Source organism: Streptomyces endocoffeicus (assembly GCF_016741935.1).
Taxonomy (GTDB): Bacteria; Actinomycetota; Actinomycetes; order Streptomycetales; family Streptomycetaceae; genus Streptomyces; species Streptomyces endocoffeicus.
On the sequence record NZ_JAERRG010000047.1, the window covers coordinates 41,872 to 53,498 of the forward strand.

Consider the following 11,627-nt stretch of genomic DNA (forward strand, 5'->3'; position numbering starts at 1 on the left):
ACCACCGCGGTCTCGGTGCCAGGCGGCAGCGGCACCTTCGGCGACATGAGCGACGAGCTGTTCCGTGGTTGTGCCGTGCTCTCGGCGAGGACGGAGGAAGCGCTCGGCGGCGGTGCCTACCTCATTCTGGGAATCGGGTTGGTCCATAGCAGTGTCTCCGGATCGGGCAGGCACGCCTGAGAAGCGGCCGATGAGACGCAACAGAAGCGAGGGGCGGGGCCGTCCGCGCGGCGGACCACGCGGACGACCGACGGGATGGGGCTACAGGACCTTGCACGTGGAGGCGGGGACGCGCACCCGATGCCTCTTCGTCTCCGAGGGGATCTCCCTGTGGAACGAGTACTCGGTGGTGGACCGCTCATCCAGCAGGACGGTCGCGATGATCTGCTTCCGCTTGCGCTTCACCTCCTCGACCTCTCCCTCGAGCCCGTTGAGGAAGCCGGGCCTCAAGTCGAACAGGCGCACGACCATGCCTTTGGTGACCTCGGCGGCACGGGCGTTACGCAGGGTCTCGATACGCTGGTTGGCCGCCGCGAACACCTTATGGACGCCGTCCTCGTCGGCCTGGTTGAGGATGAAGTTGATGACCGATGCGAGCGTGGCACTCATGGTGATCTCTTCCTTATTTGGTGATGGTGCGGTCCGATGGACCGCCGGGACGACTGAGCGGGAAGTTGGTTGCGGGTGCGGGATGACCGTGCGGTTCAGGTGTCGGGGTTCCTGTGCCGCTGAGCGGGGCTGCCGTTCGTCTGGCTGTCCCAGTGCTGAGCGAGAAGGCGGGTAGCTGCGTCCCGCTCCTCGCGTGTCGGGAAGGCATGCACGGTGACGTCGCCGTGGATGTTCGTAGCGAGACCGAAGGCTCGGTCCACGTCGCAGTGGGCGGCGATTTGGTGCGGCCAGACGCCCAAGGGACGGGTGTCCCAGTACGCGACGGCTGTCCAGCCGGTCTCCGGCAGGAGATCGATCCAGGGGAAGCCGGACAGGGGCCCCCACCGATCCGCAGGAAGGTCCGGGAGCAGGGCCTGGAGCGGGGGGTGGTCACGGATGTCGGGGTCGGACATGGCTGTTCTCCAAGAGGCGCAGGGGGGGGGACGGCCCCCGGCTGCTCCGGGCAGGAAGCGCCGGGCCGGGGGCCGATGGGAAGGCGGCGAGCGGGCGGCCGATCAGGCGGTCTCAGAGGAGTCGGGACCGGCCGCAGACGCTCCGTCAGCGTCGGTCGGCTTCCCGGGCTTCGCCTCGGACTTGGTATCCGCGCGCTGCTGAACGTGCTTCGGGCGATGCGGAGCGAGGGCCTCTTGCTCGACCTCGGACAGCGTGTATCCCAGCGCTTCCAGGAACGCCAGCCACCGGGCCTGGTGGCCGAAGAGGTTGCGCCACGCGTTCTTCTCCCGAAGGTCGTACTCGAAGGCGGCGGCCACGCCCGCGAACACCACGTGCATCTCCCGGGGCTTGCCGGTCCGCTCGACCAGATCCCCGAAGGGGTCGGAGCCGGAAGCCGTCCCACTCGCGTCGGCCTGGGGGTCCTTGATTCCCAGGAATCGGGCGAGGTCCTCGGTCGGCTTCTTCTCCACCCACTTCTCGTAGTGATACGGGAGGCTGACGACGGTCCGCAGCGCGAGCTTGCGGGCCTCATCGGGCAGGGTCCGGCCCGCGCACAGCTTGGCGATGAAGTCCTTGCGCGGTCCCTGAGCGGCGACCCACGCCTTGTTGTGAGCGATCACCTTGCGCCGCTCGGCGGCCTGGACCTCATCCTCCGCTGTCCGGGGCTTCTTCGGCGCCGGGCGCACCTTGTGCCCGTGGGCGGCCGGGTCGGAGCAGTGCCACACGGGCTGCCCTTCGTCGTCCAGGCGCGCACTGTGACCCGGACACCCCGCGTGGTTCTCCCCGGTGAACGGGTTGCCCAGCGGCGTCGTCAGGTCCGTCAGGGGCTTGGACGGGTCCTTCTGCCCCCAGGAGTGGCGGGTCTCGAGCAGCGGGATCCCGGCCTCGGCGAGCTCCTTGACCGTCTGCTCACGGGCTTCGTTCTCGGCCTTGGTCTGACGGAGCTGGGCCATGATGTGATCCCAGTGACCTCGGCCGCCCTTGCCCTCCTTCTCGTCCTGGGCCTTGGCGGCCTCCAGCCTGCGCTGTGCGCCGGTCACGGACTCGACCTCGAACAGGTCGGCCATCTGCTCCAGATCCATGCCCTCGGCCGATGCGCTGCGCAGCGCGGCGTCGCTGAGCTGCGCCGCCTTGCGCGCGGTCTTGGCCGCGCCGCGCTTGAGGCCCATGGCCTGGCAGGCTTCCGTCTGCTCCACGTCGTTCATGTCCAGCAGACACAGTTCGACGGCCTGTACGGTGTCCCGCTCGCTCATCTGCTCGCGGTTCTTGTTCTCCGTGAGGGACAGGAACCGGGTCCACCCGTCACGGCCTACCAGGTCGTCGCGGACGAACGCGCCGATCGTGCGCTCCGGCCGCTTGTCCGCCTTGGCGGTGGCATTGGCGATCTGCTGCGCCTGGACACGGCGCCATCCCTTGAAAGCCCCGTAGGTGCCGTCGGGACGCGGGCGGACGCTGATGGGCTCTTCGACGCCGAGTGCCTTGACGGAGGCGATCAGTTCGGGGTCCGCCTCGGTGTCGGTCGTGCGGGCGTTGCACTCGTCCCGGACGATGGCGGCGGGGTCGAGCTGGACGATCCGGCGCTCCTGCTCGTGCGCGGGAGGCGTGGTCTGCGCGGGCTGCGTGGCCTTGGCGGAAGACGGGCGGGGCGGCGTCTTGGTGGACACGGGTGCCTCCTGTCGATGGTGGGCGGTGTCGGCTTCGACCGACACATATTCATAATAGTGGAAGATCAGGGGAGGGGAATCCCCACCTGACCTGCGGAAATCCCTTCCCTCGGCCCTCTCAGGACGCGCTCAGCTCTTCGAGAAAGGAACGGAACGCCGCTTCGCTCACGTACCCCTCATACAGAAACACCAGCTGCGCAGCCATCCCCATATCGTTGATGGACTTCGCCTTCTGCGCGGCCTGGCCGTGCGGCAGCTCGGCGGCGTCGCCGTCCGGTGTCTCGGGCATGTCCCTCCGGGCGGCCTGCAGCACGGCCTTGCCCAGCATCCCGCCGGTGACACCGACTTCCTGAGCGATCGCCAGCAGCCGGACCGACGCACCGGGCGGCGCGTCGGACAGAGAGGCACCGTCCGAAGCGAGCTGCTGCACTGCCGCGGGGGCCGGGCGTTTGAAGAGGGTGCCGGTCGGGCCGTGGCCGTGGCTGGTCCATCCGGCATCGAGCAGGTCGCGTTGCAGCCGGTCGGCAGCCAGGAACCAGGCACGCTTGTCGTGCGGCCCTTCCCATGCACCGCCGGCGCCGGGCATCTGGTCGTCCTCGCCGATGACCGGTGCGATGAAGATGTAGTCCGGCCCCATGCCGGTCGGCCGCATGCACAGGCCGCGTCCGGCCTCCCAGCGCCGCGCGGTGAGCGCGTCGATGGCCGCGGTCTCGGTTGCGGTGCTCGTGGTGCCTCGGCCGACGTCGAGCATGGACCGGGGGACGTCACGATGGGACATGGCAGGGTTCTCCTTTTGAATCCGGGATAGGTCTGGTTCCCGCTGGTCATGGTGTGGTCGTGGGCTCCCGGGCAAGGCGGGGCGAGCGGGGCTCGGTGCGCCGGGACGCGGTCAAGCACAGGGTGGGCGGTGCAGGTGCTGCGGTGGCAGCCCTCTTTCCCGTGGCCACGGGGAACGCTCCCTGGCTCATCGCGTATCGCGTGCGCTGCATCGGGGACAGACGGGCTCGGCTTGCCGGGAGAGGGGCCAGCCGGGCGTCAACTGCAATGCCTGGGCGTTCGTGCAGTCGTCGCGGCTACAGCGGATCTCATCAGCGACCGCGCGCAATGCCGGGGTCGGCGGTGAGCACGCCGAGCACGGCCCGGACGGCAGCCCGGGTCTGGCCCGACGCCTTCGTCCATCCCAGGGCCTGCACCGCGAGGGTGATCGCCGACTCGGGGACGTCCTCCCGGTACCCGACGCGGTACAGGTACAGCGCAACGGCGGTTGCCACGCGCGTGCGGTTGTAGGTCTCGGACTCCACACCGGTCGCGTCCGGAAGCTGGATCCGGGCGATCGGCGGGAGAGACGGGCGGCGGGCAAAGGCGCGGTAGACGCGGACCGGGATGCGGCGCGCCAGGGCGCCGAGCGTGTGGAGCAGCACGGGTTCCTCCATGCGGTTGTCGGGTGCCGGACCCGCGCTGATGGCGAGTCCGGCAGCAGGTCAGCTGCTGGTTCCGGCCTCCTCCGCGTGGCACGAGCGGGCCCAGTCGGTTACGGTCTCCCAGCCGTCCGTCGAGTCCCTCAGCCCCTGGAGCAGGCGCACGATGTCGACGGCGCTCCCCGCGTCCTCGGGGGTATCGGTCTCAGCGGCCCTCAGGAGTTCCTCCGGGGTGACGGACCGCTCGTCGGCCAGGTGGAACAGGTCGGTGATCAGGTCCCGGGTGACCTCTTCAGCGGGTTCGTTCTGCTGGTCAGTGGCCTCGGCATAGGAGGCCAGCGTTTTCCCTGCGCGGTGAGCGCGCTCGCCGACGCTGCATGTCGCGTTGAGCCCACCGTTGGCCTGGAAGTGATCGAGCGCGCTCTGTGCGTACTCGGCGCATTCTGCTGGCGATGACATCGGAGTTCTCCGTACCTGATCCGGGACAGAAGGGCGGGGAGGCGGCGATTCCGCCCCGCGTGTTCATAATGGTGGAAGTTACGTTGCGGGCAACCCCCGCTATGACCTGAGCGCTTGCGTGCCGGTCACGCCTTCGGCTTCTTCCTCGTCCGGTGCTGGTGCCCACAGGGGAAGCCGTCGGTTTCATGGCCGACCAGTGATACGTAGGCGCCGTGCACGCGGCCGCGCGCAAAGCGCACTTCGTCACCCCGCCGCGTATCGGGGGAGGCGTTCACTCGGGCGAGCCAGGCGCTCCATTCACGGGGGCTCGTGGGGCGTACGTGCAGGCTGAGGACGTCGTCGGCGATCGCTCGACAGATGATGACGTCCTCCAGGGCGTGAAGTTCCGCACGAGCCGTACCTGCTGGCGTGCCGGGCCCCGGAGGGGTGTAGCAGCTGGTGCACGGGTACTTGCTCTCGGCGCTCCAGAAAGAGGCCATGTGCAGCCCTGTGTGCTCGTCGTACCCCAGCGGTGCCATGTGAAGACCGTGATGGCCCAGGTTGAGCTCGCAGAACGCCAGACCGCGCGTGTGCCTGTTGCGGCACGGCCCGGGGTCGGTGTCGTCGATGAGAGCCTGAATGGCGGCCTGCGGCATGCCGGTCTGGGCAAGGCGGCCGGCCAGGCGCTGGATGGCATCGGTGGACACGTCGGCCTCTCTCGGGTGGTCTGGGGAAGGGAGGGCGGCCGGGCAGCACTGCCGCCCTCCCAACAATATCCATAATAGTGGAATTTAATTTCGGGGTAACCCCCCCTGACCAGGGGATTTACCCTGCTGAATCGCCTTTCCGCGTGCACCAGCCATCCAGGGACGCCATCCCGCGCAAGGCGTGTTCCGCCTCCTCGGGTAACGCGTGGATCTCCAGCTCGACCGAGTCGCCCCGTGGTCCGACGGTGGCCCAAATACGGCCCGTGAACGCCGAGTCTTCAAGATCCTCGCGCCGATGGAAGCTCACCGTCGTGTACCGGGGCCTCGGGTACTCCGGATTTACGGACGCGCCCGGAAGCAGCCTCGCCAGTCTCTGCACCACCGCGCGACGGGCCCGTTGCTCCGCCTCCTGCGCAGCCTTCTCAAGCCCGGCTATCTCCAGCGCCTCCGCATGTTGGGGCAGCAGCCTGCGCCGGATGTGATCAGCGACGTGCTTCGGAGCCAGCGCGCTCACCCGGATACTCGGGGACTTCACCGATGCGTCGCCCGGCAGCTGTGCCCAGACACGCAGACGAGGGTCATCGTCCTTCACGAGGTCCAGCGCGCGGCCGTCACCGTCCACGATCCGCGTGGCCGTCCAGACATGCTGCGGCAACGGCTCAACGCGGCACTGAGGGTCCAGGAGCGGGGCGATCTCCTCGGCGTACTGGTCGAGGTCAGCCTGGCTATCGAGGCTCCGCGGTTCATTCACGGCGCACTCCCTTCCAGTCGTAGGGCTGGTGTCGGCATGAGGACGGCAGCTCAGCACTCACACCTCCGGAGCAATGGCGCCGGGCCGGGATGCTGGGGAGCGGACTGCCTCCAGAGCAGCGCCGTGAACGGCGGCGGTGCCGGACACAAAGACGCGGCCATTCCAGATCCACCTTGCGCGTAGCCCTTCTTCCTCCTCGCGGTAGCGATCGAGACGCCCGCGTTCGAACGCTGCGCACTCGTCGAAGATCTCGCCCCATCGCGGAAGGTACGCAGCGCGGTGCGCTAGGTGCTCACGCCGGTTGGCGAGTAGACAGGCGAGCGCCGGCGCAGGGCGGTGGACGTACAGCTCAGCCAGCGCCCACCACAGCTGCGCGCACTGGCGCGCTTCCGCCCGGTACTGCTCGGCCTGCCGTTGCAGTCGCTCGCAGTCGGCAACGGTCTTCGGGATCCACCGGTGCAACCAGGCGAGCCGTTCGGGGGCTTCACGCCGATGGGCCTGCCGGAACAACTGCGGAAGGTCGGGGCGGTCTGCATAGTGCTGTCCACACGCTCGCATGATCACGTGAAGCGTCTCGCTGGCCTGCGGCGGCGCGTCCCTGTCGTCTGTGTCGGTCAAGCCACTCGTCCAGTACCAGCCCTCGGCGGCCTCGGCCGCGTGCTCCAGTATCCGCACCACCATGCCCTGATAGGCGCGTCGGCGGATTTTGGGCAACGGTCCGGTGGGGAGGTGGCGCAGCCCTTCGACGGAACCGAGCGTGATCCGAACTGCACCGAACTTGTGCCACTGGCTGGGGTCGTGAGTGGCCACCACGTGCACCATGCCGGTGACCGGACCGGTGAGGTTGTAGAGGACGGCGCCGGTCTCGTCAGGATCGGACGGAGCGGCGTGGACCGTACCGGACGCGGTAGTGATGGTGAGCACTTGTGCCTCCTAGCTCGGTGTTGGCCGGGCTGAGCCCGGCGGGAGTGGGCGGGAACGTGGCCAGCGGCTGATGCGTGCTCAACGTCGCCGTGGCTGAGGAGGTCGGCGAAGCACGGGCCCGGTGACCGGGAAGAACGACCGGGCCCGCGCTGCGGCGGGGTAGCCGGGCGCGACGTCGTGAATGACGTGGAGTTCGGACGGGGCCCGCCGGTACGTCCGTCACAGCGGCAGGGACGGGGGCCTGATGGGGAAACCGGCCTCGAAGAGCGTGCCAGGGTCCGGCTCGAGGCGGTCGCCGGTACTCGGGTCGGTGCAGTAGGCGGTCCGCGCTTGGTCGGCGGTAAAGGGGATCACCTTGCCCTGGTGGATTCCCCAGCCGCGTATGGTGCGGCCTCCTGCGCGATGGGGGCTGCTCAGAAGGAGCCCGGCATTCGTTGTCTCCGGCCGCGTGAACGCGTAGGTGATCAGCGTCATCAGCATTTCGATGTCGTCAGCGGAGAGCGGAAAGACGCCAGTTTCGCGGTAGACCATGACGACGGCCTGGGCGGCGGCGGGCGGATCCGATAGTGCGCATGTGAGGTCATGCGGCCCGTCGCCTGCGGCGAACAGAAGCTGTGTGACGGTCTCGTCTGCCCGGGCATGGGCAGCCTTGATCAGTGCTGTGTCGGGGGCGGATCCGGCGTGTTCCGGCATGAGTTGCTCCTGGTGGTGGTTGGCCGACGAATGCGGGTGGAGCGCCTTTGCGCTATCCATAATAGTGGAATCCGTGAGGGGGTGAACCCGCTATTGACCTGCTCCTTAGCCCTCTTCCAGCGCTCGCAAGGCGTCCTCGTAGGCGCTGGCGATGGCCTTCGTGATGTTCTCGTGGGCACGGTCAATATGCGGTTCGACCGCCGTCTGAGCCCGGCCCCGTCGCCATCGGAGCGCCACCACCAGCGTGCCCAACTCCGCGCGCGTCAGTGACTAGGGACCGCGGTCGGTCAAAGTCGTCTCCCGCAGCCGCATGGAAATCTCGACCTGCTCCGGCTGGGTCACACGGACCGAGCTTGTGAAGGAGCGCCCGGTTCAGGGTGGCGCGCAGATAGGGGCCTGGACGCCGTGCGTGGGCTTCACCGTGAAGAGACCTGGCACGGCACGATCCCTCTGTATGCACAACCGGTCTTCCTGAACGGTGAGCCGCTCGCCGGAAGCCAGCTCGAACTCTGCGACGTGACGCTGTGCTCCGCACCGCTGGCAGGCGTACAGGGCGACCCTGAGCCGCGCGTAAGGCCCGATGCGGCATTGGGTACAGGCGATCGGCATGACGATGTTCATGGGGTCGGCAGTCCTCTCGGTGCGGGTCCTGGGGCTGGTGCTGGGCAGCCCGGCCGCGCTCCGCCGGCCCGGCCTGAGCGGTCGGCCCGGCGGAGCTGGGACCCGCACGGGCCCGGGGCGGGGGGAACCAGCCGGGCCCGTGCGGGCGGGCGCCAGGGGTACGCCCCGCCGGACGGAGAGCGGGAAGGCGTAGCACCCTGGCAGGGGGTGGACTCAGGCGGCTCGGGCGGCTGCCGCGAGCGCGGGCAGGGCCATGGCCTCCAGCTCGTGAGCGGCGTCGGCGTCGGAGAGTGTCTGCGCTGTCGACGTCACGGCCTGCATGACGCCTCCGGCGGTCGTCTGTCCGCCCCGAATGAAGTGGTTCAGGATCGACTCCCGCACCGCGCCGGAGAAACTGAGCTGCTTGGACACCATTTCGATGGTCTGTGCAGGATCCGAGATCTGCTTACCGGCCTCGCGCTCGATCTCATCGATCTTGGCTTCGACGTAGGCGGGAGACAGGAACTGCTGGACTGCGTCGGCGGTCTTGGAAGCCACCAGCTCCAGCTCCCTGGCGCGCGTGGCACCGGACCACTGGACGATCCCCTCATCGTGCTTCGCACCGATGTGCACGGCTCGCATGACGTCCTTCGACATGGTGAGGCCGTTGCGGCACACCTGCACGACTGCGCGCGGAGTGATGCTGAACGCCCCGGACCCCACCTCACTATTAGAGATGACGAAGCCCGCCGAAACCATCGGCAGTTGATCGCCCGTCTCGCCTGTGAAGGGAGAGCGGTACCCCCGGAGCAACTCCCGGGCCTGGATGGCCACCTGGTCCGACTCCACGCGGACGTACATCCGCCGGTCGGTGAGGTCACAGCCCTTGATCTCCACGCGATGGCCGGACGCCTCGACTCCCTGAAGAGCGGCGGTGAGGATGTCGAAGTTATCGATCAGCCTGTAGCTGTCCGACAGGAAGGCCCGCGCGACCCCCTCACCTGAGTGCCCGTTCTCGGCGGCATCGCCACGGAACGCGCGGATCAGGAACTTGCGCGACGGGTCCTGCTCCAGCCAGCCGCACACATTGATGTCGTACAGGGCCGGATTCTCCGTGCGCATACGACGCAGGTACCCGACCGGAATACCCAGCTTGGCCGCGAACCCCTCCTCGGCAACGTCGGTGGGCCGGTACGTACCGTCGGACATGAACATCCGGCCATGGTCAGTCATGGCGGGCTCCACCCGACTCATGATCAGGTTTCCATTCGCGACCGTGAGCGATGAGGCGGGAGCGACCACGTCCAGCTTGCGGCCGTTCTGGACCTCCAGCATGTGCGCCAGATCGGATAGATCGGCGTTTCGGGTGCTCGTGCGGGGCGTACGGGTGACGGGGCTTTCCGTGACCTGCTGTGTCATGCTCTGCCCTTTCGTTGATGCTTCGGCGTGTCCGGGGCACCACCCCCGAACAGCATCCATAATAGTGGAAGGTGGAGAGGTGTTAACCCCCCTCTGACCAGGGGCGCGGCCCTCTGAGCCGCACCCCTGGCAGCGAGAGACCCCTTACCGGATCCACTTCACCTCGTGGAAGTTATCCAGGGGGGTGACGCTGGAGCGGTGGACGTCGGAGAGAACGCGCCGGTACCCCCTTCCTGTCCATCGCCCGAGCACGTAGAGCGCTTGCCCCTGCCCCTGGCTATCGGCCGTCTCCGTGACGCCCATGATCCAGAAGTAGGCCCCGTAGTACCGATCGAACGACCCGTGGTAGCGCACTTCCTGGCCGAGTCGCGGCGTGGGCCTTGTCCCTAGTTCGATCTTGAGCTCCCTGAAGAATGAAGCCACAGCTTCGGGGTGAATCGGCACGTCGGCGAGCGCGGGGCTCGCAACACCGCTCCGCGCGCAAGCTGCCCAACCCAACTCAAAGGCCGTACGCGCAAGATCCCTTACCTTCCAGCGGACCCCCATAGCCGGTCGGGCGGCCGAGCCGACCAACTGCCTCCAAGCCTCGCGAGCTTGCCTTAACTCGAAGTTGGTAAGGGACTCCGGGACTGGTACGGCGGGCGTGGTTTCCTCGGTGTGCTGGGTTCCTTCGCTGTGCCGCGTGTCCTCGGTGTGCCTCGTGTGGTCCCACATTGTCGTTTCCCTTCGGGTTGATGGGAGGCCGCCCGGATTTCCCGGGCGGCCGATTAGCGGCTATCCGAGGAATCCGCGCGAATTGAGGATCTCGGCGGTGAGGTGGGCTACCCCTTGAGGCTTGTAGATGGCCGGGAAATGCACGATTTCCTTTTCCGTCCGGCCGCCGTTTTCGTCGCTCGGCTCGATGAACTCGTGCACGATCCGGAAGTCGTTTCCGTCCTCGGTCGGCATTTGGAGGACGACCGGGCCGTTTACCGTCTCGAACCGCACACCGGTGTATCCGGCGTCCGAGTTGTGCACGATCTTTGCTCCCGCGCGCTCGCATACGAGCGGCAGGAAGTTCGCGATGGTCCGGGCCAAAATGGCCTTCGGAGTCATGGGGGCAGATCGCTCGTGTTGAGCGCCCCCCACGCGTCGGACGATTCCGCCAGCGATCGCGATTTCCATGCTGCTGCCTTCCTGTTGATGCTTCGGCCGTTCGGGACACCACTCCCGCACAAGTCCATAATAGTGGAAGACTGATTGGGGTCAATACCTGGCACACCAGCTGGGGCACTGTGTGGCACGCTATCTGACACGCTATCTTGCACACCACCGAAAGGGGGCATTGAACATTTCCGCTGTTCAGATCGCGTATTCGGCACAACTCGCACCCCGACTTCCCTCCTGCCCTTACCGTTCTTGACTGAGCGGAGACGAGAGGTGCGCGCGGTGGGCAGTCGGGAGCCTGGGACCCCTGCGGGTGGCGCGGGCTTATCGGCCCCACGTGAGAGTAGGGGCCGATAAGCTCAGTTCTGGGGTGTGCTTTGTTTTTGCCAATCCAACATGCTGCATCACAAGCTGATGCGCGGTCCCGTTCTCGTATCGGCATCCCGCTTCGCGTGGCTCACTAGGCCCACGTGAGTGGGTCTCAGGTCCCGGAGGGGCCGGGCGGGGGAGCGCAGCGGACTCGCCCGGCAACGGGGCTGTACACCCGTCAGGGGACGGCTGATGACCCATACTGACTCCTTGCCAGCCTTTTTGGATGACTGCGAAGCGGCTGCCCTTCAACCGCCCCGCAAAGCGGGGCGGTTGGGCTCCTGGAGCGAAGCGGGGGGAGCCGCTCACGCGGAGCGTGAGCAACGGCCCCGCGAAGCGGGGCCGTTCGCTGCCTGCGGGCGCAGCCCGCAGGCAGCGAACGGCCCCGCTTCGCGGG

At 67.7% G+C, this 11,627-nt stretch carries 14 protein-coding genes; 1 reads left to right on the forward strand and 13 read right to left on the reverse strand.

The genetic code is table 11. From position 1 onward, the window contains the following. Positions 1–45: 45 nt before the first annotated feature. A complete protein-coding gene (locus JK364_RS57380; RefSeq protein ID WP_269146435.1) occupies positions 46–180 on the forward strand; it encodes a hypothetical protein in 135 nt (44 codons plus the stop codon). Between the two features lie 81 nt (positions 181–261). On the opposite strand, the gene JK364_RS49565 is transcribed toward JK364_RS57380, so the two are convergent. The 13 genes from JK364_RS49565 to JK364_RS49625 form a co-directional block, all read right to left on the reverse strand. After that, positions 262–609, reverse strand: coding sequence for a hypothetical protein (locus JK364_RS49565; RefSeq protein WP_201858049.1), 348 nt, complete (start codon positions 607–609; stop codon positions 262–264). Between the two features lie 95 nt (positions 610–704). Continuing rightward, positions 705–1,061 carry a hypothetical protein gene (locus JK364_RS49570; protein ID WP_201858050.1) on the reverse strand — a complete coding sequence of 119 codons (357 nt, stop codon included), beginning with the start codon at positions 1,059–1,061 and terminating at the stop codon, positions 705–707. Between the two features lie 102 nt (positions 1,062–1,163). Then, a complete protein-coding gene (locus JK364_RS49575) occupies positions 1,164–2,765 on the reverse strand; it encodes a ParB/RepB/Spo0J family partition protein (RefSeq protein WP_201858051.1) in 1,602 nt (533 codons plus the stop codon). Between the two features lie 118 nt (positions 2,766–2,883). Beyond that, a complete protein-coding gene (locus JK364_RS49580) occupies positions 2,884–3,543 on the reverse strand; it encodes a hypothetical protein (RefSeq protein WP_201858052.1) in 660 nt (219 codons plus the stop codon). 310 nt (positions 3,544–3,853) lie between these two features. Further along, the gene (locus JK364_RS49585) at positions 3,854–4,186 is read right to left on the reverse strand and encodes a hypothetical protein (protein WP_201858053.1); all 333 of its coding nucleotides are present in this window, start codon (positions 4,184–4,186) and stop codon (positions 3,854–3,856) included. A 60-nt stretch (positions 4,187–4,246) separates the two neighbouring features. Continuing rightward, the gene (locus JK364_RS49590) at positions 4,247–4,642 is read right to left on the reverse strand and encodes a hypothetical protein (RefSeq protein WP_201858054.1); all 396 of its coding nucleotides are present in this window, start codon (positions 4,640–4,642) and stop codon (positions 4,247–4,249) included. Positions 4,643–4,767: 125 nt separating this feature from the next. Then, a complete protein-coding gene (locus tag JK364_RS49595; protein ID WP_201858055.1) occupies positions 4,768–5,328 on the reverse strand; it encodes a hypothetical protein in 561 nt (186 codons plus the stop codon). A 118-nt stretch (positions 5,329–5,446) separates the two neighbouring features. Continuing rightward, positions 5,447–6,079 (reverse strand): hypothetical protein, encoded by a 633-nt coding sequence (locus JK364_RS49600; RefSeq protein ID WP_201858056.1) that lies wholly within the window; start codon positions 6,077–6,079, stop codon positions 5,447–5,449. A 57-nt stretch (positions 6,080–6,136) separates the two neighbouring features. Next, complete coding sequence (locus tag JK364_RS49605; RefSeq protein WP_201858057.1) at positions 6,137–7,003, reverse strand: hypothetical protein; 867 nt, start codon at positions 7,001–7,003, stop codon at positions 6,137–6,139. 219 nt (positions 7,004–7,222) lie between these two features. Beyond that, positions 7,223–7,696: a hypothetical protein gene (locus tag JK364_RS49610; RefSeq protein ID WP_201858058.1), complete on the reverse strand. Its 474-nt coding sequence runs from the start codon at positions 7,694–7,696 to the stop codon at positions 7,223–7,225. Positions 7,697–8,530: 834 nt separating this feature from the next. Beyond that, on the reverse strand, positions 8,531–9,715 hold the full coding sequence (locus tag JK364_RS49615) for a DUF932 domain-containing protein (protein ID WP_201858059.1): 1,185 nt from the start codon (positions 9,713–9,715) through the stop codon (positions 8,531–8,533). Between the two features lie 144 nt (positions 9,716–9,859). After that, positions 9,860–10,429, reverse strand: coding sequence for a hypothetical protein (locus tag JK364_RS49620; protein WP_201858060.1), 570 nt, complete (start codon positions 10,427–10,429; stop codon positions 9,860–9,862). Between the two features lie 60 nt (positions 10,430–10,489). Next, entirely contained in the window at positions 10,490–10,879 is a 390-nt protein-coding gene (locus JK364_RS49625; RefSeq protein WP_201858061.1) for a hypothetical protein, read from the reverse strand. Between the last annotated feature and the right edge of the window lie 748 nt (positions 10,880–11,627).